Origin of the sequence: Agrobacterium sp. CNPSo 2736 (assembly GCF_004005385.1) — a bacterium.
GTDB classification, from domain to species: Bacteria; Pseudomonadota; Alphaproteobacteria; order Rhizobiales; family Rhizobiaceae; genus Agrobacterium; species Agrobacterium leguminum.
Window position 1 is genome coordinate 80,518 of the sequence record NZ_RZTX01000016.1, and the last position, 25,501, is coordinate 106,018.

Below are 25,501 nucleotides of genomic sequence, written 5' to 3' on the forward strand. Positions count from 1 at the left end.
GGCGTCGATCTTCTTTTGGAGGCTTTGCCGGAATGCGCCTATTTCGGTGGTAACCCATTTGGCGAATTACAATATCCCGACCTATACAAAAATGTATATCAACCATCGCGGCTATGCGGATTGATTTGTACGACAACAAGAATTACAGTCCCGCCCACAAGACTGCCAAATTTGATCTTGTAAAATAAGCACTGGGCAAAGGTGCTTAAGATTCGCGTTGAGGGGCGTTTGAATCGGGAGGATCGAAAAGGAAGTATTGTGATCCCTTGTTTCACATTCGCTATCGCATGACCTTTTAAAACGAGCCTTGGGGCTGCAGGACATGCGATCGGATATTGCGCGAGCCAAGACACATGCAGCATAAAGTCACGTTTAACCGCTTTGTATTCCTTCTTCTTTCCGCAACGGCGCTTCCCCTCTCCGCAGCAGCCGAGGGAGAGGCGCAGGCGCCGGTCAAACAGCAGAACCTGCCTTCCATCATCGTCGCCCATGCGGCAAAACGCGACCTCGTGGACCGCATCATCGCCACCGGCACGATCCGTCCCGTGGACGAGATTTACGTCCAGCCGCTGGTCGACGGCCTGTCCATCGACACGCTGAACGCCGATATCGGCGACCGGGTGGAAGCGAATGCGGTTCTGGCCGTGCTGTCTTCCGACAGCCTCGTGCTGCAAAAAAGCCAGCTTGAGGCCAACAAGGCCAAGGCCGAAGCTTCCGTCACCCAGTCGAAGGCGCAGGTGCTGGAAGCGCAGGCCAATCTCAATGACGCCCTTCGCCAGCGCGACCGCGCCGCCAAGCTCGGCCAGAGCGGCTCCGGCTCCGTCTCCGAAACGGAAAAGACCGAAGCGGCCGCTCAGGTGGCGCAGGCCCGCCTCGATGCGGCCAAACAGGCCGTTTCCGCCGGCGAAGCCGACATCAAGGTCGTCGACGCGCAGATTGACGACATCGATCTGAAGCTGACGCGCACCGGCGTGAAAACCCCGGTCGCCGGCATCGTCTCCGCCAAGAACGCCAAGGTTGGCGCAATCGCCAGCGGTGCGGGCAATCCGCTGTTCACCGTCATCAAGGACGGCGCGATAGAACTCGTCGCCGATCTCTCCGAGACCGATATCCAGAAGGTCAAGGCAGGCCAGAAAGCCTATTTGACGGTTGCCGGCGGAGCTGAGAAAATAGAAGGCAAGGTGCGCCTCGTTTCACCCACCGTCGACCCGACGACGCGCCTCGGCTCCGTGCATGTGGTTCTGCCGACCGACAGCCCGGCGCGTTCCGGCATGTATGCCAGCGCGGCGATCATCGTCGAGGAGACGAATGCGCTCGCTTTGCCGCTGTCGGCCGTCACCTCCGGGCGTGAAGGCTCGACCACCCGCAAGGTGGAAGGCGATGTCGTCAAGCAGGTAAAGATCGAGACCGGCATCGAAGACGGCGGTTTTATCGAGATTGTCAGCGGTCTTGCCGCTGGAGACAAGGTTGTCGAGAAAGCTGGAGCATTCGTGCGCGATGGTGACCGGATAAGACCGGTGGAAGCCCAGACGGCTGCGTCCAACTGACTGAGGGAATGAGATGAACTTTTCCGCATGGTCAATCCGTAACCCGATTGCGCCGCTGCTTGGCTTCGCGCTTTTGATGATCCTCGGCATGCAGGCGTTCAACACCCTGCCCATCACCCGTTTTCCGAACATCGACGTTCCCGTCGTGGCCGTCACGGTCACCCAGAGCGGCGCTTCGCCCTCCGAGCTGGAAATGCAGGTGACGAAGGAGATCGAGGACGCCGTCGCCGCCATCAGCGGCGTCGACGAAATCCAGTCCACCGTGGTCGACGGACAGTCGACGACAACGGTTGTCTTCCGCATCGAAAAGCCGACGGAAGAGGCCGTTCAGGACACCAAGGACGCCATCGACAAGATCCGCAGCGATCTGCCCGCCGATATCGAAGTGCCCGTCGTCAGCAAGATCGACGTCGAGGGACAGGCGATCCAGACGTTTGCCGTCTCTTCGCCCAACATGACGCTGGAAGAACTGTCCTGGTTCGTGGATGACACGATCAAGCGTTCGCTCCAGGGCCAGTCCGGCATCGGCAAGGTCGACCGCTACGGCGGCGCCGACCGCGAAGTGCGCGTGTCTCTGAGCCCCGAAAAGCTCGACGCCTATGGCATCACCGCAACCGAGGTGAACAGCCAGCTGCGCGGCACCAATATCGATCTCGGCTCCGGCCGCGGCCAGGTGGGCGGCAACGAGCAGACCATCCGCACGCTCGGCGACACGCGCGATGTGAGCCAGCTCGCCAACACCACGATTGCGCTTTCCAACGGCCGTTTCGTCAAGCTTTCCGAGCTCGGCACGGTCACCGACACCTATCAGGAACAGAAGTCCTTCTCGCGCTTCAACGGCAATCCCGCCGTCACCTTCGCGGTGTTCCGCTCCAAGGGCGCGAGCGAGGTCTCGGTCGCCGAAACCGTGGCGGCAAGCCTCGATGAGGTGCGCAAGAATCATCCGGACGTGTCGATCGAAATGGTCGATGACGCCGTCTATTTCACCTATGGTAACTACAAGGCCGCACTCGATACGCTGATCGAAGGCGCGATCCTCGCCGTCATCGTCGTCCTGCTCTTCCTGCGCAACTGGCGCGCAACCCTGATTGCCGCCGTGGCCCTGCCGCTTTCCGCGATCCCGACCTTCTGGATCATGGATATCATGGGCTTCTCGCTCAACCTCGTCAGCTTCCTGGCGCTCACGCTCGCCACGGGTATTCTCGTGGACGACGCCATCGTGGAAATCGAGAACATCGCCCGCCATATCAAGATGGGCAAGACGCCCTATCGGGCGGCACTCGAAGCGGCGGATGAAATCGGTCTCGCCGTCATCGCCACCAGCTTCACCATCATCGCGGTCTTCGTGCCGGTGTCGTTCATGCCCGGCATTCCCGGCCAGTACTTCATCCAGTTCGGCCTCACCGTCGCCTTCTCGGTGTTCTTCTCGCTGGCCGTGGCCCGCCTCATCACACCGTTGATGGCGGCCTATCTGATGCGCGCCGAAGATGCGATGGACGATCACCACGACAATGACAGCCGGTTGATGAAGGCCTATACGCGCATGGTGACCGCCACCACCCGCAAATGGTGGGCGCGTTATCTGACGCTGCTCGGCGCCATCGGCTTCCTCGTCGCTTCCGTCATTCTGCTTGCCGGCGTTCCGGGCAGCTTCCTGCCGCCGGACGACGCCTCGCGCGTGACGCTTTCGGTGGAACTACCGCCCAATGCGACGCTCGACGAAACCGACCGCACGACGACGCAGATCTATCATGCCCTGCGTGACATCAACGGCGTCGAAAGCGTCTTCATCCTCGGCGGCGCTTCGCCCAAGGGCGATCTGGAGCTTCGCCGCGCCACCGTCAACGTCATCCTGCAGCACATCGACCATTCGCTGCTCAAGCTGGTGGTCAACAAGGGGCTGGGCTCCATTCCGCTCATCGGCCAATATCTGCCGAAGGTGGAGGAAAAGGGTCGCACACGTCCGCAATGGGATGTGGAACGGGATATTTTTGCGCAGGTGCGCGGTATTCCGGATGTCCGCATCATCAAGCTGAACGACCGTGCGGAACGCGAGCTCTCCTTCAACTTCCTTTCCACCAATGAGAAGGATTTGAACGACGCCGTCGGCATTCTCGAAAGCCGCCTGCGCGCCTCGCCCATCCTCGCCAATGTCAGCTCGGAAGGTGCATTGCCCCGCCCCGAACTGCAGATTCGCCCGCGCAAGGATGAAATCGCCCGCCTCGGCATCACGCCACAGCAGATTTCGCAGACCGTGCGTGTCGCCACCATCGGCGATATCGATGCGCAGCTGACGAAGATTTCGCTGGATGACCGGCAGATTCCGATCCGTGTGCAGGCGTCGCTCGATACCCGCCGCGATCTCGCCACCATCCGCGCGCTGAAGATCAAGACCGCCTCCGGATCGCTGGTGCCGCTCTATAGCGTTGCCGATATCGACTATTCGGAAGGTCCAAGCTCGATCAAGCGCAACGACCGCAACCGCGTCGTCTCCATTGGCTCCGACGTGCCCTTCGGCACGGCGCTCGATACATCGACGGCCGAGTTCAAGCGCATCGTGTCGGAAACCGATCTGCCGGCGAGCGTGCGCCTTGCCGAAAGCGGCGACGCCAAGGTGCAGGGCGAAATGCAGCAGGGCTTCGTCAACGCCATGCTGCTCGGCCTGATGCTGGTGCTGGTGGTGCTCATCCTGCTGTTCAAGGATGTCATCCAGCCCTTCACCATCCTGTTCTCGCTGCCGCTTGCCATCGGCGGCGTGGCGGTCGCGCTCATCATCACGCAGAACGCGCTATCCATGCCCGTTCTCATCGGCATTCTGATGCTGATGGGCATCGTGACGAAGAACGCCATCCTCTTGGTGGATTTCGCCATCGAAATGCGCCGCCACGGCATGGAACGGGTGCATGCCATGGTCGAGGCCGGCCGCAAGCGCGCCCGCCCGATCATCATGACCTCCATCGCCATGTCAGCGGGCATGTTGCCCTCCGCACTCGGCGTCGGCGAAGGCGGCTCGTTCCGCGCGCCGATGGCGATTGCGGTGATCGGCGGCATCATCGTCTCGACGGTGCTGTCCCTCATCGTGGTGCCGGCCTTCTTCCTGATCATGGACGACCTGTCGCGCCTGCTCGCCCACCTCTTCGGCCGCTTCGTCGGCAAGAAGGAAGAGGAGGAAGAGGCCCTCTCCAACGAGAAACTCTCGGAGATCGCCCGCGAAAACAGCCTGGCGCTCTCCTCGCTGGAGGCGCGCGTCGCCAGCATGGAAAAGGGCACCGGCGACAAGGCCGCAGACAAGGGCAGCAACATATTGCGGCTGCCGCCGCTTGCTGCGGAGTGAAAGTTGTAGCGCCGGGCCTCGTGCCCGGCGTTTCTCTTTATGGCGCTATCTCTTCCGTCATCCTCGGGCTTGTCCCGAGGATCTGCAACCGATTGATTTTATTCGACGTGATTAGATCCTCGGGACAAGCCCGAGGATGACGTCGAGGGGATACTCACCTTCCCCAACCCGCTTCAGGCCTCGACCAAGGTTTAAACCGGACAGCAGTGGGGCTTGACCCGAGAATTCCATCGAGCCCAAGTGAATGATTCCATAGATGCTTGGGCAACACTTCCAAACAGCCGCATCCCTCCGCCGTAAAAGCGGCTTATGCCTGTTTGATCGAAATCAATTCGCTTTCCAGGTGAACTGCTAATCTCCCTCGCATCGGGAATTGCCGGTCGAAGGATAATGCGATGAGCTCTTTTCAGATAGGCGTGCGGGAACACGAACATCCCCGGTTTCGTCTCGCTTCGGACAGCCCGGCAAAAGGTATGAGCGGGAGCCGGATGGACGTGAACAAGACCGTGAAGCTGAGCAACAGGGACAGGAACATTCTGCTGCGTGCACCCTTGATCGGGATAGCGGATGATGCGGCGGCGTTGAAGCTGATGGAGGCGGCGACCATCACCAATGTGAACGCCCGCCATGTGCTCTTCAAGGAAGGCGAAGCGGCGCAGCATTTCTACTGCGTGCTGTCGGGTTATATCAGGCTTTACCGGCTGGACCGGCACGGGCGCGAGGCGGATGTGCGCGTCAGCGGCCCCGGCGATACTTTCAACGAATGCCTGATTTTCGGCAGCGATACCTATCGCTATAGCGCGCAGGCGGCGGAAAGCTGCACCGTGGCGCGGTTCGAACTTGCGAGAATCCGCAGTCTGATCGATCAGGAGCCGGCCATCGCCAAGGCCGTCATGCGTTGCCTGTCCAACAGCCTGCTAGCCACCATGGATTGCATCGCCAACGACCGACTGCAGACAGCGCCGCAGCGTGTCGCCCATTACCTCATCAATCAGGGGCCGCGCGACGCGACATCCTTTTCGCTGCGGCTGCCGTTCCAGAAAAGCCTGCTCGCCGGCAAGCTCGGCCTCGCGCCGGAAGCGCTGTCGCGCGCCTTTTCGGCACTGAAAAAGGCTGGCGTTACCGTGCGCGGACGCATCGTGCAGGTCAATGACGTCGCCGCGCTGAAGCAGATCTGAAAATACCGGGAGAGGATGAAGGACGGGACGCCATCGGGCATTCCGCCCTTCTGCATGTCCGAAATCGGAAAATCAGCCCGGTTGCGGCACGAAACGGAAGCTGTCGCCCTGCCGCTCGACACGGAAAAATCCGCCCAGATGACCGCCGGAAACCAGCCAGCCATGGTCGGCGGCCTCGGCCAGCGCCTTGAGGCGTGTTTCGTAAGCAAGCGCGGAATCGATATCGTAGACGAAACCGACGCCGGGATCTTTCACCTGCAACTCGCTGACATGCAGCACGTCGCCCCACAATAACAGCCGCTCGTCGCCATTGCCGATCAGATAACCGGTATGCCCCGGCGTATGGCCGGGCATGGCGACTGCCTCGATACCCTCGGCGACCGCGCCCATGGGGATCGGCCGCAGCATCGGGCCACAAATGTCGAGCAGCCGCGCGGCAAGGTCGAAACCGCCCTGCCGGGCGGGCGGCAGGCTCTTGCGCGCCTCCGCGCTGCTGAAAAAGCCGAGATCGGCCTCGGGCACCCATATGTCGGCATTGGGGAAATAAGGCCGCTCGCCATCGATGAGGCCAAGCGCATGGTCGCCATGAATATGGGTGAGGATGACACGCGTCACATCGGCCGGCTGAATCCCGGCGGCGATCATCGCCGCGCGGGCATGGCCATAGGCTGCACCCCAGGCCGTGCCGCAACCGGCATCGATCAGCCAGATGCCGTCAGGGCCGGACAGCGCGAAGCAGTTGACGTCCATGTCCACCGTTTCGCCCCGATGGCTGGCAAGGGCCGCAGCCAGCGCTTCGGCGCCCTGACGGTGGATGAGATGGCCGACCGGCGCCTTGTAGACACCGTCGACAAAACGGGAAACCTCGTAAGCGCCGAAACGGCGGGAGATAGCCATATTTCAGAGACCGCCCTGCTCTTTCAGAAAACCGACGATGCGATCCACGCCGTCGCCGCGTTTCATATCGGTGAAGACGAAGGGCATGGCGTTGCGCATGCGGGTCGCATCGCTGTCCATGACGGTGAGGTCAGCGCCGACATAGGGCGCAAGGTCCTTCTTGTTGATGACCAGCAGGTCCGAGCGGGTGATGCCCGGCCCGCCCTTGCGCGGAATTTCCTCACCCTGACAGACGGAGATGACATAGATGGTGATATCGGCAAGATCAGGCGAAAAGGTCGCGGCGAGATTGTCGCCGCCGGATTCGATGAAGACCACATCGAGATCAGGAAACCGCGCATTGAGCCCGGCAATCGCCTGCAGATTGATCGTCGCATCCTCGCGAATGGCGGTATGCGGGCAACCGCCCGTCTCGACCCCGACGATACGCTCGGACGGCAGCGCCTGCATGCGCACCAGCGCCTCGGCGTCTTCCTTGGTGTAGATATCGTTGGTGACGACCGCGACCGAATAATCCGCGCTCATCGCCTTGCAGAGCTTTTCCGTCAGCGCCGTCTTGCCAGAACCGACCGGCCCGCCAATGCCGACGCGCAGCGGCCCATTACCCGATTTCATCACTCTGTTCCCTTCGATATGCTTTGGTCTTGTTTCACCATAGTCCCTCAACGGGACGCTTCAATATATGCAAGGATCGTGCCGCCCTTTCAGGACCGGAAAAGCCGGGTGCCCTGCGTTTCATGGCGCATGGCTGCCGTATCGGCGATGATCGTCGCGCTGCCGAGATCGTCGAGCGTGGATTGCATCGCCCACGCCGCCATCTCCGCGATGATCGCCTCGCTTGCGGCCAGAATGGCAACGCCATCCCTCTGTCCCGCGACCCCGAGGCGGATGCCCGCTGAAACGATCTGCGAGGCGCCGGCATGCAAAAAGGCGGCAATCGTTTCCCTGAGCGGCACCGCATGACCGGCGGCGACCGCCCCGACGGCGACGGGATAGGGAACGTCTTTCGGCAGCAGGTCCAGAACCGCATGCGGCCAGGCGCCGGCGGCGGCAACGAAGGCATCGCCCAGAAGCACCGTCTCGCGGTATCGCTCCGCCGAACCGGCCAGCGCCCGCGCCAGATCGGCCGTTTCGCTCAACACGGCCGCATCCCCGGCGCTGCGCCAGGCATGCGCCAGAAACACCGCATCGTTCCACAGGCTGCCGTGGCGCAGCAGCGTTTCGAGCCAGTCGCGCAGGGCCGTCGCATCGCCGACGCGCCGATCTTCCACCGCCTTTTCAAGCCCGCCGGAATAAGAAAAACCACCGACGGGAAAGGCCGGCGACATCCAGGCCATCAGCCGCAGCAGCGCGGCGACGCCGCGATCTTCACTCACGGCTCAGCCGTGATCGTGATGGTGATGCCCGTGGTCATGACCATGGGAATGGCCGCCATGGGCGTGGTAAGCGCCGCGCGCCGGCTGGAATGGCTCTTCCACCTCACGCACGGTGGCGCCCAGACCTTCCAGCATGGCGCGAATGACATGGTCGCGCAGGATGAGAATACGCTCTTCCTCGATCTGCGCGGAAAGATGCCGGTTGCCCAGATGCCAGGCAAGCTCGATCAGGTGAAGACGATCCTTCGCCTTGATTTCGAACAGCTTTTCATCCGCCGCACGAACCTCGATCAGGTCGCCGTTCTCCACCACCAGAAGGTCGCCATGGGCAAACAGCACGGCTTCCCTCAGGTCCAGCATCACCATCTCGTCATTTTGCAGATGCAGCAGCTTGCGGCGCAGATGCCGCTGGTCATGCGCCAGGGTGACATAACCGGAAGCTTCGTCGGCAGGGGTTCCGGCCGGATGATAGGAGGTGACGCGCAGCATGGGATGATCCGTTTCAGAAACAGTCTTGGAGGTCTGATTTTTGCCGGATAGGCGGGGTGATTTCAAGGTGGATACAATGCAAGGCGTGAAAAAGGCCGGCATTGCCGGCAGAAAGACTTGAGGCGTCCGGCAACTTCTCCTCCGTCATGCCGGTCCCCGGAACAGGCCCGAGGATGATCCGGCATCCAGCCACGGCGCGTCTGCGCCGTGAGAGGAGTCTTTCGCGATCAAGGACTTGATCGCGAAAGACTCCGGATCTGGTCCGGGGTGACGGTGTGCGGATGAGGCGGCACCGCGAAAAATAATCACGTCCCAGAAAACGAAAAAAGCCCGGCATTGCGGCCGGGCTTTCGCAAAATCGTAAAACCGAAATCAGGCCGCCGCGCGTGCCTTCAGGTTTTCCAGAATGTTCTGCGGCGCGGAAACGCCATAGGGGTCGGATTCGCAATTGTCCGAATAGCCCTCTTCCTCGAACCACTGCTCGACGACGCCATCGTTGACGACGGCGGCGTAACGCCAGGAGCGCATGCCGAAACCGAGATTGTCCTTGGCGACCAGCATGCCCATCTTGCGGGTGAACTCACCCGAACCATCCGGAATGACCTTGACGTTTTCGAGGTTCTGGCCCTTTGCCCAGGCATTCATGACAAAGGCGTCATTGACCGACAGGCAATAGATGTCATCGACGCCGAGCGCGCGGAACTCGCCCGCCAGCTTTTCGAAATCGGGAAGCTGGTAGGTCGAGCAGGTCGGCGTGAAGGCACCGGGCAGCGAAAACAGAACGACCTTCTTGCCCTTGAAATAATCGTCGGAGGTCATGTCCTGCCAACGGAACGGGTTGGGGCCACCGACGGCCTCATCGCGAACGCGCGTGCGGAAGGTTACGGCGGGCACTTTTTTGCCGAGCATGTCTTGTCTCCTGTTCTGGCGTTTTGCGGGGATCGCTTGGGATCGATCCGCGCGGAATTCTTTTGCCGTTTCCATAGCGCAAGACGCGCTGCGGTGCAGCATAAAAACGCACGAAACAGTCTTTTAAGTGCCCCGTTCCCGCAAACGAACTCAGGATCCAGTTTTTGATTTATCGATTAAAAAATTCGAAAATGCGCTACATGCTATAAGCATAAACCGAGCGTCAGCTAAATCTAGCTTTGACTGCTCTAGCATAGAGTGACGTATGCCCTCTGCGTCACTCGTCCAGCCGTAGAGCCTAAAAAATGCGTCACGAAGAGCAGGGTGAAGCTCTCCCTCCCGTCCCAAAGTTTTAAGTGCATCGCCCAATGTCGCACTCGAATTTCCGGTGACTATTTTAGCCGCAGATTCAACAGCAGAAATCGACTCTTTTATTGAGTTTCGGAAATCAGGCTCTACACGATCAGACATAAGTTTCACCGCAGCTGATATATGCATCGACACAGGTGAGAAAAAACCATCGGTTTTTATCGCTTTTTCAATTTCATCAACTTCATGCTCGTTTGAAACTTGGGCGAGATGCTGATCGACGAAACGATAGGCTGAATTTTCCTTTTCCAGTACCTTGTTAATAAATTGACGAAACCTCACTGCCGAGTCATAGCGGTCTTGACCGGGTTGCCAAGCGTTCCAAAATGCACCGTAATTGGCCAACCAATCGACGTAATCATATGTGGCCAACCAAGGCTGTCCAAAAAACCATTTCTTTAACCACGCAATGTAATCGTCACCATATTCATGAAGTTCATCAACCGGCAGCTTGAAAAAATTCAGATGCCCCAGATGCGCTATGATACCAAGCGTCTCACCTTTCCAGTGTCTACTGAGATCAGCATCCTTTAGAAAACATATATATATCCCATTCCATAGGCCGTTCCTCAATTCGGGAGATATGTCCTCTATTTGAATCGGAACATCTATTGCGACTTTTCCTATTCGCTGTGAAAAACGCATAACCCCATAACCCCGTCAGAACAGGAAATAACGCTGCGCCATCGGCAGCACCGTTGCCGGTTCGCAGGTCAAAAGCTCGCCATCCGCCCGCACTTCGTAGGTTTCCGGATCGACCTCGATATGTGGGGTGAGCGAATTGTGGATCATCGACGCCTTGGAGATGCCGCCGCGTACATTCTTCACCGGCAGCAGCTTCTTGGCGACCCCGAGGCGCTGGGCAAGGCCCGCATCCAGCGACGCCTGCGACACGAAAGTGACCGAGGAATTGGTGCGCAGCTTGCCATAGGCGGCGAACATCGGCCGGTAATGCATCGGCTGCGGTGTGGGGATGGAGGCATTCGGATCGCCCATCGGGGCAGCGGCAATCGAACCGCCGAGCAACACCATCTCCGGCTTCACGCCGAAAAAGGCAGGATTCCACAAAACCAGATCGGCGCGCTTGCCGACTTCGATGGAGCCGATCTCGTGGCTGACACCCTGGGCGATGGCCGGGTTGATCGTATATTTGGCGATATAGCGGCGGACACGGAAATTGTCGTTTTCGCCCGTCTCTTCCTTCAGGCGGCCGCGCTGGCGCTTCATCTTGTCGGCCGTCTGCCAGGTGCGGATCGCCACTTCGCCGACGCGGCCCATGGCCTGGCTGTCGGAAGAGATGATCGAAAACGCGCCGATATCATGGAGAATATCCTCCGCCGCGATGGTTTCCTTGCGGATACGGCTTTCGGCGAAGGCAATATCTTCAGGAATGGACGGCGACAGGTGGTGGCACACCATCAGCATGTCCAGATGTTCGGCGAGCGTGTTGACGGTGTAGGGCCGCGTCGGGTTGGTGGAAGACGGAATGACGTTGGGATTGCCGCAGACCTTGATGATATCGGGCGCATGCCCGCCGCCCGCCCCTTCGGTGTGGAAGGCATGGATGGTGCGGCCCTTGATGGCGGCGACCGTATCTTCCACGAAACCGCTTTCGTTCAGCGTATCGGTGTGGATCATCACCTGCACATCGTATTGATCGGCCACCGTCAGGCAATTGTCGATGGCGGCCGGCGTCGTGCCCCAGTCCTCATGCAGCTTCAGCGACGACGCGCCGGCAAGGATCATCTCTTCCAGCGGTGCGGGCAGCGATGCATTGCCCTTGCCCGCCAGCGCCAGATTCATCGGGAAGGCATCGAAGCTTTCGATCATCCGCTCAATGTGCCATGCGCCGGTGCATGTGGTGGCAAGCGTGCCATGCGCCGGCCCGGAGCCGCCGCCCAGCATGCAGGTGATGCCGCTCATCAGCGCTTCTTCGATCTGCTGCGGGCAGATGTAATGGATATGCGCATCCATGCCGCCGGCCGTCAGTATCCTGCCTTCGCCGGCAATAGCCTCCGTCGACGGGCCGACGATGATCGTCACGCCGGGCTGCGTATCCGGGTTACCAGCCTTGCCGATGGCGTGGATGCGGCCGTTCTTCAGGCCCACATCCGCCTTGTAGATGCCGCTATGGTCGACGATCACCACATTGGTGATGACGGTATCGACCGCGCCTTCGGCCCGCGTCGCCTGGCTTTGGCCCATGCCGTCACGAATGACCTTGCCGCCGCCGAATTTCACTTCCTCACCATAGATCGTGTGGTCCTTCTCGATTTCGATGAAGAGTTCGGTATCGGCAAGACGCACCTTGTCGCCAACGGTCGGGCCGAACATGCCGGCATAGGCGGCGCGGGAAATCTTGTAAGGCATGGGCTCAGGCTCCTTGGAAACACAACGACGGCGCGGACGTATCTTCTTAGGCAACTTCCGGCGTTTCAGCGAAATCGCCGGTCAGTGGCAAATCTATAACTCGTTCGGGCAGTGCCCTGATGAGAGCACGTGTCATGCTGGCAAAATCATTCGCGAGGAAAAGACGTTCGCTGGCATTGACCAAAAAATCGTCCGACAGGTCTTTAAACAATCTTAGCTGAACAGAGACGTTCCGATGGGCGCTGTCATGGACATCCTCATATTTGTAAGTATAGCCGGCCGCCTCTGCAGCCCGGACGACATATTCCAGCCTATGTCTCGTATCGGCTCCCTCCACCGGATCGGCATCGAGAAAATATGAGACCACCAGCCGCTTAACATTCACCTGAACATATATTTTCTGATCAACACCATAAGCGAGCACCCGGTACTGGCAATAGTGGTTGCCCTGATCGTAATTCACCAATATTCGGGTTTTCGTCACCAGCGGGTTTGGCCGGTAAGACGGGGTCAATTCTCCGAAATGACCTTCCTGATATTCGACGATACGCAGAGCATCCGGTATTTCCCGAATGAGAAAATCCTCGGTCCGTTTCTTCAGAAACGAGACATTCACGTTAAAGCGAGTATAAAAAACCACGGCAATAACGCCCAGCCCGGCGGCGCATGTCTGCGCGAGCGTCAGCCCCGTGGTTACCACGCCCGCATCGACCTTTTCATTCAGCAAGAACAGAACGACTGCTATGGAGAGCAGGAAGAAAAATATCGCAAGGACGGTAATCGCGATTTTTGCACGGCGCGGAATATATAATATATGTTCATTGCTCATTGTGTCAGGCCGCACTCAAAATTGGTCGATCATCGTTTTTAGTTCTTCCGCCCGCTTGCCGCTCATCTCAGCGCGGCAGGAAGCGATCAACATCGGTTCCATCGAGCCGCCGCGAGCCTGAAAGCCTGAAAGCGCGCAATTGGCGTCGCGAAACGCCACCCAGGCGCGCTGGGCAGTCACCAGCGCGTCGGTCGCACCCTTGCCGTCCGCATCCGCCGTCCTGTCGCGCTCGGTGAGCAGCTTGCGCAGCTTCTGATATTCGACGTTGAGTTTCTTGTCGGCCTTTTCGTAATCCTTGCCGGCGCAGATGGTCATGTCCGCCTGCGTCTGCGGGGCCTTGCAATCCGGCTCGCCCTGCGCGGCGGCCGGCATGGACAGGCCGGCGGTCGCACAAAGAAGCACGGCCGCCAGAAGGGCGTTTTTTCGGCTCATCTCCATCGCTCAGGCCGCCGCGCCATCGAAAGCCCGCGGCTTCAACGCCCGGGGATCGACACCATCGAGACAATTGGCATTGACCGCCACCATCGGCGTTCCATCCGGCCCGTCGGCATAAGCAAAGCTCTCGATGCCGCAGGTGGAGCAGAAAAGATGATGGATCTTGTGTTTGTTGAAGAGATATTCCGCCAGCTTGTCCTCGCCGGAAAGCAGCGTGAATTTCTCACGCGGCGCAAAGGCCAGCGTGGAACCGAGACGCTTGCAGCGCGAACAATTGCAGACGATGGTGTGATCGAGATCGGCATCGACCTCGAAGCTCACATAGCCACACTGGCAGCTTCCATGATAATGCGCCGTCGCCATTTCATAACCTCCCCATGACCTGTTGACGGAAACCGTAAACCTCTCGCTTGCCGGAAAGCGGCACCAGCGTCACTTCCCGCTTCTGGCCGGGTTCGAAACGAACCGCCGTGCCGGCGGGAATATCGAGGCGCATGCCGCGCGCCTTGTCGCGGTCGAAGAGAAGACCCGCATTGGTCTCATAGAAATGATAGTGGCTGCCCACCTGCACCGGCCGGTCGCCCGAATTGGCGACTTCGATGGTCACGGTCGGTTGGCCGGCATTGAGTTCGATGCTGCCCTCTGCGGCAATGATTTCGCCGGGTTTCATGGTATTTCCCCTTTTGTCTCAGGCAGCGTTGGCCGCCGTGCAGCCTTCGGCCTTCAGGACGCGCCGTGTCGACGCGGGATTATTGACGAGTTTCGCCGCGGGGCGAACGGGCCTGCGAACCAGCTCACCGCCGCAATTCGGGCAGGCGCCGTGCAGCACACCCGTCACGCAATCGACGCAGAAGGTGCATTCGAACGAGCAGATCATCGCATCCCGGCTGTCGGGAGCAAGATCGCGGTCGCAGCATTCGCAATTGGGCCGAAGCTCCAGCGCCATATTCGCCCCCTTTACCGGATCGGTTCGTGAACGGTCACCAGCTTGGTGCCATCGGGAAACGTCGCTTCCACCTGCACATCATGGATCATTTCGGCGATGCCTTCCATCACCTGGTCGCGGGAAATGACATGCGCGCCGGCTTCCATCAGCTCGGCCACGGCGCGGCCGTCGCGTGCGCCCTCGACCACGAAATCGGTAATCAGCACAATCGCTTCGGGATAGTTCAGCTTCACGCCGCGTTCCAGCCGGCGGCGCGCCACCATGGCGGCCATGGAAATCAGCAGCTTGTCTTTTTCTCTTGGGCTAAGGTTCATCGTGGTCCCGCAGCTTGGAACCTGTTCCGCAAGCATGGTTGCGGCAAGCAGATCCGACATGTTGACAGACCCCGAAGGCCGCCGGTTGCCGACGATCCGAAGGGTTTACAGATTCCAGACTTTCGGCACTGGCGCGCCGTTTCGCAAGAGCGAAATGATCGGAAAAAGTAATTTTCTCAAGGAGAAACCATCTTCGGCAGAGACGCGAACGACAAGCTTGCCCTGCCATTCGCTGGCGCCGCCGCTTTCCCCGGCAATAGCCCGGATTTTAGGCAGAAGTGCCTCGGCCAACGGCCCGATATAAAACAGCGTCGCAAAGGCGACCTGACCGGCCAGAACCGCCGGTTTCGCGGTCAGCGCCGCTACCTCGCCTTCCAGCAGAAGCTCTTCGGCATGCACCAGCTTACCCCCGTGGCGAATGCGCCAGCGGTCGCGAAAAAGACCACGCGTCATCGCCTCGCCCATGGCCTGGCGGCCGAGCAGCACGGCTTCGACAGCGATGAATTCGGAAGACTGGTCGAGATCGGCTTCCAGCCGGCGGGTTAGCGACGCCCGGTCGAAAAGGATTGTTTCCTGCGGCAGCCAGTGCAATCTGGCGCCCGGCCCGGCGGAAACGCGGGCGGTAACGGTGGCTGTGCCGGAGGATGCCTTGTAGACCTTCTCGCAGGCCTGCGTGGTTACCACCAGCGAGGTGCCGGCGCCGGCAACCGCCTGCCATTCGATCTCGTCTCCGCCGGTCAGGCCGCCGGAGGAATTGATGAGAATGGCTTCGGCTTCGTTCGAAAAGGTTTCCGGCAGGCGGATTTTGGCGCAGCCTTCCTGGAACAGTTCCTCCAGCCGGCTGCGCCCTTCAACCACTTTGGTTACAATGCGTCCTCTGCCACGGGCGCGCTGCTGCCGGACAGGTTGAGCGTCTTGGCGACCGGAAGGGCCGATGGCTTGCTGTTCTGGCTGCACGCGGTCTCCGAAGCGGTTGCGGAAGCGGATGAGGCCTTTGCGCCGCAATCCTTCTTGACGACGGCATCCACGACCAGCTGCCCTTCCGTATTGCGGAAGAAATCCCACATTCTTTCGGCCGCATCAACCGTGCGCGTCACTTCGCCTGTGGGCATCTTGCGCTCCACGGCCGGTTCCGCCTTGGGCGTCTGTTCGCCGCCCGGCTTGCGGGTGACGACGGCGCTTGCGGCCAGCACTTCCGCCTTCATGGTGGCGCGCGGCCAGGCGTGGTCCCAGTCGTTGATGACATAGGACTGAATGCGTGCGCCGGCCTTGCAGACATCATAGGAATTGACGGTGAAACTTTCGCCCACCTTGCTTTTGGCGGCGCCCTTGCAGCCGTCCATCTCGGCCCAGCGCTTCAGCGCCGTCTCGCCGCCATATTGCCAATAGGACTTGCCGCCGCCCTGATAGGGGTTGGCGGGATCCTTCAGCCCGGCAAAGGCGATGATCGACATCGGCCGCGCCGGCGTGCAGCTTGCCGCATCCGGGCCCCACTTGCCTTCGGTCTCCAGCGGATAACCCGCGCGCAGCGAGGCGACGAAACCGGCAGCGGTGAAATCCGCGCTGCCATTGCAGATGAATTGCGACAGCATGCGCCCGCCGCCGGAATAACCGGAACCGTAAAAACGCTCCTCATCCACGCAGAACTTGCCCTTCACCATGGTGATGGCATCGCGAATGAAGCCAACCTCGTCCAGCCCGCCCGGACGCTTGGTAACACCGGGAACATTCCAGGCGTGGGTGCCGGGCAATTCGCCATTGAGGCTGCCGGCCAGCGCCACCACCACCAGACCGTCACGCTCGGCCAGCTTGTCCCAGCCGCTGCGGTTCAGCTGGCCATGCGGATTGCTGTTGGAGCCATGGAAATCGAACACCACGGGCAGCGGCTTTTTTCCATCATAGGCCGAGGGAACAAAATAGACGCCGTCGCGTTTTTCACCGTTGGAGAGAATGGAAAAATCGTGCCTGCCCGGTTCCATGCCGGGTCCGGGCAACTGACCGCAGGTCGATGCCGACGCTGCGACACCGGCGCTCGCGCACATCGCAAGACCCAGAAAGAGGGTGCGGGCGGAGCGGAACAGCCGGGCGGCCCGGCCAATGGCAAAGTCTTGATGCATTGACACGCCTTTATTGGGCACGGTTTTCCCGACGATACGTCGGACGTGCGTGGAATGTAAGGGATCAACTGTCGCGGCGTGCGAATAGACTTTTCCTGTGTCTCGCATGCAGCATTTTCGCTGCCAATATCACAGGCAATTATTCAATGAAATGCTAAAATTACGCATGAAAGCCATGTCGAGACGCATAGGCTTTCAAAATATTAATCGGCCGTTTGCACGCCGTGATCGGCGCGCAGCATTTTTAGTCTCGATTTATACTGTCAGATGACGCCGCGCTTCCGGCGTATCCAGCGTTTCGGCCAGGCCCTGATGCACGATTTCACCCCGGTCCATGATGTAGACGTAATCGGCTAGCTCGCGGCAGAAATCCAGATATTGCTCGACCAGCAGGATGGCCATGCCGGTGGAATCGCGCAGATATTTGATCGCCCGGCCGATATCCTTGATGATCGACGGCTGAATGCCCTCGGTCGGCTCGTCGAGAACGAGAATTTTCGGCCGCGTCACCAGCGCCCGGCCAATGGCGAGCTGCTGCTGCTGGCCGCCGGAGAGATCGCCGCCGCGTCTTCCCAGCATGGATTGCAGCACCGGAAACAGGCTGAAAATATCATCCGGAATGAACCGTTCCTTACGCGGCAGCGGCGCATAGCCGCTTTCGAGATTCTCCTGCACGCTGAGCAACGGAAAAATCTCCCGCCCCTGCGGCACGTAGCCGACACCGCGCTTGGCCCGGTGGTAAGGCGCCAGCCCATCCAGCGCCGCCCCTTCAAAGCTGATCGTCCCGGCACTGATGGCGTGCTGGCCGGTAACGGCCCGCAGCAGCGAGCTTTTGCCCACCCCGTTGCGGCCGAGGACGCAGGTGATCTTGCCCATCTCCGCCGTCAGCGAAACGCCGCGCAGGGCCTGCGCCGCGCCGTAATGGAGGTTGATGTTGTCGACGTTCAGCATGGTGAAACTCCATCGGCGCATTGGTGGGAGGCGTTACCCCCCTCTGCCCTGCCGGGCATCTCCCCCTCAAGGGGGGAGATCGGCAAGCGGCGAAAACTCTGCCCCATGACCAGTAGGCGAGGGAACGGGCGGTTGTGGCATCTGATCTCCCCCCTTGAGGGGGAGATGCCCGGCAGGGCAGAGGGGGGTATGGCGAACGCAGACGCTTCCATCACCGCCCCAGATAATTCTCGATCACCTTCGGATCGTTCGACACAAAATCAATCGACCCCTCCGCCAGCACCGAACCTTCGGCAAGGCACGTCACCTTCACGCCCAGCTCGCGGATGAAACCCATGTCGTGCTCCACCACCACCACCGAACGGGTCTTGGCGATTTCCTTCAGCAACACGGCGGTTTCCGCCGTTTCCGCATCCGTCATGCCCGCCACCGGCTCGTCCACCAAAAGCAGTTTCGGTTCCTGTGCGAGCAGCATGCCGATTTCCAGCCATTGTTTCTGGCCGTGCGACAGGTTGGCGGCGAGATCGCCACGGCGGTGGCTAAGGCGCACGGTGGCGAGGATTTCCTCGATGCGGGCCTTGTCTTCCTCCGTCAGCCGGTAAAACAGCGTCGCGAAAACGCCGCGCTTGCGGTTCAGCGCCAGTTCCAGATTGTCCCAGACGGTATGGCTCTCAAACACCGTCGGTTTCTGGAACTTCCGGCCGATGCCGAGCTGGGCGATATCCGCCTCGTCCTTTTTGGTGAGGTCGATACTGTCTTCGAACAGCACCGTGCCCGTATCCGGCCTTGTCTTGCCGGTGATGATGTCCATCATCGTCGTTTTGCCCGCACCGTTCGGGCCGATGATGGCGCGCAGTTCCCCCGGTTCCACCACGAAGGAGAGGGAATTGAGCGCCTTAAAACCATCGAAGGACACCGAGACGCCGTCGAGATAAAGCAGGCTTTTCGTTCTGTTTTCGGAAATCGTGTTCATATCCGCCTCACTCCGCCGCCTGTTGCGCCACTGTCGAGCCGCTGTCATTACCCGGCTGGGCGTCGCCTGCCGCAAGCGCGACCCGCTTTTCGCGCCGCCGGGCCAGATAGTGTTGCAGGGTGCCGACGATGCCCTTGGGGAAGAACAGCGTCACCGCGATGAAGAGCCCGCCCAGCGCAAACAGCCAGAATTCCGGGAAAGCGCCAGTGAAATAGCTTTTCCCGCCATTGACGAGCAGCGCGCCGATGATCGGCCCGATCAGCGTGCCGCGCCCGCCCACCGCCGTCCACACCACCACTTCGATGGAGTTGGCGGGCGAAAATTCGCCGGGATTGATGATGCCCACCTGCGGCACGAACAGCGCACCGGCAATGCCCGCCATCATGGCCGACACGACGAAGGTGAAAAGCTTGATATTTTCCACCCGGAAACCGAGGAAGCGCACCCGGCTTTCGGCATCACGCACGCCCACCAGCACCTTGCCGAATTTGGAATTGACGATGCCGGATGCGATCAGCAGCGAGATCGCCAGCATCACCGCCGTCATGGCGAACAGCACGGCCCGCGTGCCATCGGCCTGCACGGAAAAGCCGAGAATATCCTTGAAATCGGTGAGGCCGTTATTGCCGCCGAAACCCATGTCGTTGCGGAAGAAGGCAAGCAGCAGGGCGTAGGTCATGGCCTGGGTGATGATCGAGAGATAAACGCCGTTGACGCGCGAGCGGAAGGCGAACCAGCCGAACACGAAGGCCAGCAGCCCCGGCACGACAAGCACCATCAGCGCCGCAAACCAGAACATGTCGAAGCCCTGCCAGAACCACGGCAGTTCCTTCCAGTTGAGGAACACCATGAAGTCAGGCAGCACCGGATGGCCATAAACCCCGCGCGTGCCGATCTGCCGCATCAGATACATGCCCATGGCATAACCGCCGAGCGCGAAGAAGGCGGCGTGGCCGAGGGAGAGAATGCCGCAATAACCCCAGACCAGATCAAGCGCCAGCGCCAAGAGCGCATAGGCCAGATATTTGCCGAGCATCGACATGATGTAGGTCGGGATGCGAAACGCGCTGTCGGCCGGCAAAAGCAGGTTGGAGGCCGGCACCAGCACGGCGATGGCCAGAATGATGCCGATGGCGATGGAAATGCGGCGATCGAGCGCGCGCAGGAGGAAGCCGGTAATCATGCTTCGATCGCCCTTCCCTTGAGTGCGAAGAGACCGCGCGGCCGCTTCTGGATGAACAGGATGATGAGAACGAGCACGAGGATCTTGCCGAGCACGGCGCCCACCGTCGGCTCGAGGAACTTGTTGAGCACGCCGAGCGACAGGGCGCCGACCAAAGTTCCCCAGAGATTGCCGACACCGCCGAACACCACCACCATGAAACTGTCGATGATGTAGCTCTGGCCGAGATTGGGCGAGACATTGTCGATCTGCGACAGCGCCACGCCGGCAAGACCGGCAACGCCCGAACCGAGCGCGAAGGTGAAGGCATCCACCCAAGGGGTGCGAATGCCCATGGAGGAGGCCATGCGGCGGTTCTGCGTCACGGCGCGCATCTGCAGGCCGAAGGCGGAGCGTTTCAGGAGAACCAACAGCGCGAAGAAGACTGAAAGCGAGAAGCAGACGATCCACACCCGGTTCCAGGTGAAATTGAGATAACCGACGCTGAAGGAGCCGGACATCCAGCTCGGGCTGCCGACCTCACGATTGGTGGGGCCGAAGATGGAGCGCACGCCCTGTTGCAGGATGAGCGAGATGCCCCAGGTGGCAAGCAGCGTTTCGAGCGGCCGCCCATAGAGGAAACGGATGACGCCGCGCTCCATCACGAGGCCGACAAAGGCCGTCACCAGAAAGGCGGCGGGCAGGGCGATGGCGAGCGACCAGTCGAACAGGCCGGGGAAATGCGTGCGGATCACCTCCTGCACCATGAAGGTGGAATAGGCCCCGATCATCACCATCTCGCCATGCGCCATATTGATGATGCCCATCACGCCGAAGGTGATGGCAAGGCCGATGGCGGCGAGCAGCAGCACGGAACCGAGCGACAGGCCGTACCAGACATTCTGCGCATAGTCCCAGAAGGCAAGGGAGCTTTCGATGCTCGATATGGCGCTGTCGATATCCGGCTTCAGGCTCTGATCCACCGACGATGAGGCCGCCATCAGAATGCCGATGGCATCGCGCCCGCCAAGGCTCTTGATGGTGGCGATTGCGTGCCTCTTCTCTTCCAGCGACCGTTCGGAGGAGAGCAGCGAGACAGCCCGCGCCTCCTCCATCCGGGTCCGCACCTCAGTATCGGTCTCCCTGGCGATGGCCGCTTCCAGCAATTCGAGATTTTCAGCGCTTGGCGCTTTCAGAACGGCGTCGGCGGCGGAAAGCCGCACGGATTTTTCCGGGCTGAGCAGGGTCAGCCCGCCGAGTGCGGCGCGGATGACGCGGCGCAGATTGTTGTTGACCTTGATCTTGCTGACAGCCGCCTTCGGCGCTTCACCCGCACTTTCGCCCGTCAGCGGATCGATCAGCGTAAGATTGGAACCTGCCGGTTTCGTCATGAAAACCAGATTGTCGGCCTTGCGCACGTAAAGGTCGCCTGCCGCAAAAGCTTCGAGCGCCGGCACGACACGCGCATCGCCCGTGGCGGCAACCTGCCCGATCAGCACTTCGGCCTGCTTGAAATCCGCCGTGCCGAGGGCGTCGATCAGCGCCTTCGGCTCGCTTTGCGCGAAGGATTGGGCCGCGATCCCCAGGGTGAGCCAGAGGAAGATGGCTCCGAGAAAAGATCGGATCGTCATGTCGGGTTCCTTGGGCGGTTTGCGACGGGGCGTTTGTGTTGCGCGACTTGAGTATGCGGCTTCACCCCCCTCTGCCCTGCCGGGCATCTCCCCCTCAAGGGGGGAGATCGACCTGTGGCGAGGTCTCGCCCATCTCGATGTTTGAGAATGAAGTGGCGAGAAAGCATCTTGCCGATCTCCCCCCTTGAGGGGGAGATGCCCGGCAGGGCAGAGGGGGGTAATTCTTGCTGAGTTTTCAAATAGGCCCGCCCCCCAGCAAGGGGGCGGCACCCACCCCGCTAATCAGCTACCCTTGCCGCCGCACTTCCCACTGGCCACATTGAAGTTGCCGCAAGACATCGGCTTCCTCCAGTCCGAGATCAGATCCTTCGAATCCGGCAGATAATCCGACCATTCATCCCCCACCACCTGCGGTGTCTGCTGCACGATCTCAAACTGCCCATCCGCCTGAATTTCGCCGATCAGCACCGGCTTGGTGATGTGGTGGTTCGGCATGACAGTGGAGTAACCGCCCGAAAGGTTCGGCACGGAAACGCCGATAATCGAGTCGAGAACCTTGTCCGTATCGGTCGTGCCGGCGGATTCGACGGCCTTTACCCAGGCGTTGAAGCCGATATAGGCGGCTTCCATCGGGTCGTTGGTCACGCGCTTGTCGTTCTTGGTAAAGGCATGCCAGGTCTTGATGAATTCGGCATTGACCGGCGCATCGACGGACTGGAAATAGTTCCAGGCGGCAAGGTGGCCGACCAGCGGTGCGGTATCGAGACCGGCAAGCTCTTCTTCACCGACCGAGAAGGCGACGACGGGAATGTCTTCAGCCTTGATGCCCTGGTTCGCCAGTTCCTTGTAGAAAGGCACGTTGGCGTCGCCGTTGATGGTGGAGACAACTGCGGTCTTCTTGCCGGCCGAGCCGAATTTCTTGATGTCGGACACGATCGTCTGCCAGTCGGAATGACCGAACGGCGTGTAGTTGATCATGATGTCCTCTTCCTTGACGCCCTTCGACATCAGGTAGGCCTTCAGGATCTTATTTGTGGTCTGCGGATAGACATAGTCCGTACCGGCCAGAACCCAGCGCTCGACGCCTTCGGTATTGGCGAGATAATCAACGGCCGGAATGGCCTGCTGGTTCGGCGCCGCACCCGTATAGAAGATGTTGCGCGAGGACTCTTCACCCTCGTACTGAACCGGGTAGAAGAGGATCGAATTCAGTTCCTCGAAGACCGGCAGAACGGATTTGCGGGAGGAAGACGTCCAGCAGCCGAAAACGGCGGCGACCTTGTCCTGCGAAATCAGCTGGCGGGCCTTTTCAGCAAAGAGCGGCCAGTCGGAAGCCGGATCGACCACCACGGCTTCGAGCTTCTTGCCGAGCACGCCGCCCTTCTTGTTCTGCTCGTCGATGAGCATCAGCATGGCGTCCTTCAGCGTCGTCTCTGAAATCGCCATGGTGCCGGACAGCGAATGCAGCACGCCGACCTTGATGGTGTCGTCAGCGGCAAAAGCGCCATGGAAGGCGGTGGTGGACAGGATCGCGCCAAGCAGCGCGGCACTAAGCGTCTTGCGGAATATCATCGGAAGAACCCCTCTCCTTGTTTGGCCTCTCGTGGAGGCTCAGCGGCATCTGCGGCCGCTGCTGGGAGGGACTATCGATCTCGCAGACGCGAAACCGTATACGTCAATTGACGTAGGCGGGGTGGCGAAAGATGCATGGGAGGTTGAATAGAGCTAAACCGCCAAGGCGCTCATATGTGAAGCAGTAGGCTCCAACTTGTTTCTTCTCCCCGAGGGGGAGAAGTCCGCGGCAGCGGGATGAGGGGGCGAGCGTCGAGATATACGGAGGAGTTGCCCCCTCATCCGACCCTTCGGGCCACCTTCTCCCCGGGGGGGAGAAGAAATGCGCGGCACGGTCTCACATCAGGAATGCGGCTTGTCGTTCCGCTCTTCGTCGCGGATCGCCTCGTCGTGGTACCACGAGCCGAAATCCACATGCGGCTCGCGCGCCTCGCGCTCGAGGTCACTCAGCCCGCTGTTGCGGAATTTGGACACGCCCGCGCGCCCGCCAATCGGGAATTGATAGATCGTTGCCGTCTCACGATGAAAGCCAGTCGCCATTTCGGTCATCTCACTCTGTTTGCATCGAAGCACTTTGGTATCAGGAGCAAACCCGTAAAGCCCGGATTCGCTCCGTTTGATTAAAAAAAAATCACCCTGCGAAAAATATAGGCATTAATCGTCTCATCTACAAGAAAAACCATTCCGAAAGCGCCGGTTTTTGGGGCAAATGCCAATCCCTCGCGCGCAACCGAAATCATTGCGCCGCAGCAGGGCATTCCGCCGGGAGATGCCGGCTATCTATCAGGATTCAATGGTGAAACATGAGGGGTAAATTTGCCTTCCGCAGTGCAGCAGAACCATGCCCGCGCGATATCCAGGCTCCTGCGCAACAGGGGGCCTGAAAGATTTTTCGAAAAAATTGCCTGATATCGCCAATCTGGCACGCGGCATGCATCTAAGGGGTCAGCCCTTGAACGCGAATGTGCTTCGGTGGCCAAAGCCACGGGAGGCCTCAAGGCTTCGCATTGTTACCTATGAGAGGTTCGTAATGACTAAGTTCAAACTCGAGTACATCTGGCTGGACGGATACAAGCCGGTCCCCAACCTGCGCGGCAAGACCCAGATCAAGGAATTCGACGAATTCCCCACACTCGAGCAGCTGCCGCTTTGGGGCTTTGATGGCTCGTCCACGCAGCAGGCCGAAGGCCACTCGTCGGATTGCGTGCTGAAGCCCGTCGCGATCTATCCCGACCCGGCCCGCTCCAACGGTGCGCTCGTCATGTGCGAAGTCATGATGCCCGATGGCGTCACCCCGCATGCTTCGAACAGCCGCGCAACCATCCTCGACGACGAAGACGCATGGTTTGGCTTCGAGCAGGAATATTTCTTCTACCAGGACGGCCGCCCGCTTGGCTTCCCGGAACAGGGTTACCCGGCTCCGCAGGGTCCTTATTACACCGGCGTCGGCTTCAAGAATGTCGGTTCGGTTGCCCGCGAAATCGTTGAAGAGCACCTCGACCTCTGCCTCGAAGCCGGCATCAACCACGAAGGCATCAACGCCGAAGTGGCCAAGGGCCAGTGGGAATTCCAGGTATTCGGCAAGGGCTCCAAGCGCGCCGCCGACCAGATCTGGATCGCCCGTTACCTGCTCCTTCGTCTTTGCGAACAATACGGCATCGACGTCGAATTCCATTGCAAGCCGCTCGGCGACACCGACTGGAACGGTTCGGGCATGCACTGCAACTTCTCCACCAAGTTCATGCGCGAAGTTGGCGGCAAGGAGTATTTCGAAGCCCTCATGGCCGCTTTCGCCAAGAACTGGAAAGAGCACATCGACGTTTACGGTCCGGACAACCACCTGCGCCTGACCGGCAAGCACGAAACCGCTCCGTGGAACAAGTTCTCCTACGGCGTGGCAGACCGTGGCGCGTCGATCCGCGTTCCGCATTCCTTCGTCAACAACGGTTACAAGGGTTACCTTGAAGACCGTCGTCCGAACTCGCAGGGCTGCCCTTACCAGATCGCTTCCGTCGTTCTGAAGACGATCGCAGAAGTGCCGCTCGCAAAGTCGGCTGCTGCCTGATATCGAACTGATGGCGTCGCCCGAACAGGGCGACGCC

At 60.2% G+C, this 25,501-nt stretch carries 25 protein-coding genes; 4 read left to right on the forward strand and 21 right to left on the reverse strand.

All coding sequences use genetic code 11. The annotated features are described in order from the left end of the window. The first annotated feature begins 353 nt into the window (after positions 1-353). The 3 genes from EM858_RS21760 to EM858_RS21770 all read left to right on the forward strand — a co-directional run bounded on the left by EM858_RS21760 (position 354) and on the right by EM858_RS21770 (position 6,059). Positions 354-1,547 (forward strand): efflux RND transporter periplasmic adaptor subunit, encoded by a 1,194-nt coding sequence (locus tag EM858_RS21760; protein WP_003520590.1) that lies wholly within the window; start codon positions 354-356, stop codon positions 1,545-1,547. Positions 1,548-1,560: 13 nt separating this feature from the next. Next, positions 1,561-4,881: an efflux RND transporter permease subunit gene (locus EM858_RS21765; RefSeq protein WP_080815973.1), complete on the forward strand. Its 3,321-nt coding sequence runs from the start codon at positions 1,561-1,563 to the stop codon at positions 4,879-4,881. Between the two features lie 488 nt (positions 4,882-5,369). After that, positions 5,370-6,059 carry a Crp/Fnr family transcriptional regulator gene (locus EM858_RS21770; protein ID WP_003520592.1) on the forward strand — a complete coding sequence of 230 codons (690 nt, stop codon included), beginning with the start codon at positions 5,370-5,372 and terminating at the stop codon, positions 6,057-6,059. 72 nt (positions 6,060-6,131) lie between these two features. Here the strand turns inward: EM858_RS21770 and EM858_RS21775 are convergent, their stop codons facing one another. From EM858_RS21775 to EM858_RS21880, 21 genes are all read right to left on the reverse strand, one after another. After that, positions 6,132-6,956: an MBL fold metallo-hydrolase gene (locus EM858_RS21775; RefSeq protein ID WP_127757937.1), complete on the reverse strand. Its 825-nt coding sequence runs from the start codon at positions 6,954-6,956 to the stop codon at positions 6,132-6,134. A gap of 3 nt (positions 6,957-6,959) precedes the next feature. Further along, positions 6,960-7,571 (reverse strand): urease accessory protein UreG, encoded by a 612-nt coding sequence (gene ureG, locus EM858_RS21780; RefSeq protein ID WP_003520595.1) that lies wholly within the window; start codon positions 7,569-7,571, stop codon positions 6,960-6,962. A gap of 89 nt (positions 7,572-7,660) precedes the next feature. After that, positions 7,661-8,332: an urease accessory protein UreF gene (locus EM858_RS21785; RefSeq protein WP_164865518.1), complete on the reverse strand. Its 672-nt coding sequence runs from the start codon at positions 8,330-8,332 to the stop codon at positions 7,661-7,663. Between the two features lie 3 nt (positions 8,333-8,335). Further along, entirely contained in the window at positions 8,336-8,821 is a 486-nt protein-coding gene (gene ureE / locus EM858_RS21790; protein ID WP_164865519.1) for an urease accessory protein UreE, read from the reverse strand. 372 nt (positions 8,822-9,193) lie between these two features. Then, positions 9,194-9,730 (reverse strand): peroxiredoxin, encoded by a 537-nt coding sequence (locus EM858_RS21795; RefSeq protein WP_003520599.1) that lies wholly within the window; start codon positions 9,728-9,730, stop codon positions 9,194-9,196. A 150-nt stretch (positions 9,731-9,880) separates the two neighbouring features. Further along, positions 9,881-10,744, reverse strand: a complete 864-nt coding sequence (locus EM858_RS21800; RefSeq protein ID WP_127757939.1) for a hypothetical protein — start codon at positions 10,742-10,744, stop codon at positions 9,881-9,883. A gap of 15 nt (positions 10,745-10,759) precedes the next feature. Next, positions 10,760-12,469, reverse strand: coding sequence for an urease subunit alpha (ureC, locus tag EM858_RS21805; RefSeq protein WP_127757940.1), 1,710 nt, complete (start codon positions 12,467-12,469; stop codon positions 10,760-10,762). Between the two features lie 46 nt (positions 12,470-12,515). Then, positions 12,516-13,298 (reverse strand): hypothetical protein, encoded by a 783-nt coding sequence (locus tag EM858_RS21810; protein WP_127757941.1) that lies wholly within the window; start codon positions 13,296-13,298, stop codon positions 12,516-12,518. 15 nt (positions 13,299-13,313) lie between these two features. After that, entirely contained in the window at positions 13,314-13,736 is a 423-nt protein-coding gene (locus EM858_RS21815; RefSeq protein WP_127757942.1) for a lysozyme inhibitor LprI family protein, read from the reverse strand. A 3-nt stretch (positions 13,737-13,739) separates the two neighbouring features. After that, complete coding sequence (locus tag EM858_RS21820; protein WP_127757943.1) at positions 13,740-14,096, reverse strand: GFA family protein; 357 nt, start codon at positions 14,094-14,096, stop codon at positions 13,740-13,742. Between the two features lies 1 nt (position 14,097). Next, on the reverse strand, positions 14,098-14,403 hold the full coding sequence (locus EM858_RS21825; RefSeq protein WP_003520607.1) for an urease subunit beta: 306 nt from the start codon (positions 14,401-14,403) through the stop codon (positions 14,098-14,100). 18 nt (positions 14,404-14,421) lie between these two features. Continuing rightward, the gene (locus EM858_RS21830; protein ID WP_127757944.1) at positions 14,422-14,679 is read right to left on the reverse strand and encodes a DUF1272 domain-containing protein; all 258 of its coding nucleotides are present in this window, start codon (positions 14,677-14,679) and stop codon (positions 14,422-14,424) included. Between the two features lie 11 nt (positions 14,680-14,690). Next, complete coding sequence (locus EM858_RS21835; RefSeq protein WP_127757968.1) at positions 14,691-14,993, reverse strand: urease subunit gamma; 303 nt, start codon at positions 14,991-14,993, stop codon at positions 14,691-14,693. Positions 14,994-15,098: 105 nt separating this feature from the next. Further along, the gene (locus tag EM858_RS21840) at positions 15,099-15,950 is read right to left on the reverse strand and encodes an urease accessory protein UreD (protein WP_164865520.1); all 852 of its coding nucleotides are present in this window, start codon (positions 15,948-15,950) and stop codon (positions 15,099-15,101) included. Continuing rightward, entirely contained in the window at positions 15,857-17,110 is a 1,254-nt protein-coding gene (locus EM858_RS21845) for a PHB depolymerase family esterase (RefSeq protein ID WP_127757945.1), read from the reverse strand. The genes EM858_RS21840 and EM858_RS21845 overlap by 94 nt, the downstream gene beginning before the upstream one ends. 255 nt (positions 17,111-17,365) lie before the next feature. Further along, complete coding sequence (urtE, locus tag EM858_RS21850) at positions 17,366-18,061, reverse strand: urea ABC transporter ATP-binding subunit UrtE (protein WP_031233384.1); 696 nt, start codon at positions 18,059-18,061, stop codon at positions 17,366-17,368. 211 nt (positions 18,062-18,272) lie between these two features. Beyond that, positions 18,273-19,034, reverse strand: coding sequence for an urea ABC transporter ATP-binding protein UrtD (urtD, locus tag EM858_RS21860; RefSeq protein ID WP_164865521.1), 762 nt, complete (start codon positions 19,032-19,034; stop codon positions 18,273-18,275). A gap of 7 nt (positions 19,035-19,041) precedes the next feature. Then, entirely contained in the window at positions 19,042-20,217 is a 1,176-nt protein-coding gene (urtC, locus tag EM858_RS21865) for an urea ABC transporter permease subunit UrtC (RefSeq protein WP_080815954.1), read from the reverse strand. Further along, entirely contained in the window at positions 20,214-21,827 is a 1,614-nt protein-coding gene (gene urtB / locus EM858_RS21870) for an urea ABC transporter permease subunit UrtB (RefSeq protein WP_127757947.1), read from the reverse strand. Before urtB ends, urtC begins: the two co-directional genes overlap by 4 nt. A gap of 282 nt (positions 21,828-22,109) precedes the next feature. Then, on the reverse strand, positions 22,110-23,399 hold the full coding sequence (gene urtA, locus EM858_RS21875; protein ID WP_035219970.1) for an urea ABC transporter substrate-binding protein: 1,290 nt from the start codon (positions 23,397-23,399) through the stop codon (positions 22,110-22,112). Positions 23,400-23,741: 342 nt separating this feature from the next. Then, on the reverse strand, positions 23,742-23,948 hold the full coding sequence (locus tag EM858_RS21880; RefSeq protein WP_065656767.1) for a DUF2735 domain-containing protein: 207 nt from the start codon (positions 23,946-23,948) through the stop codon (positions 23,742-23,744). A gap of 481 nt (positions 23,949-24,429) precedes the next feature. Here EM858_RS21880 and EM858_RS21885 point away from each other — a divergent pair, with 481 nt between their 5' ends. Beyond that, entirely contained in the window at positions 24,430-25,464 is a 1,035-nt protein-coding gene (locus EM858_RS21885) for a glutamine synthetase beta-grasp domain-containing protein (RefSeq protein WP_035260390.1), read from the forward strand. Positions 25,465-25,501: the final 37 nt, after the last annotated feature.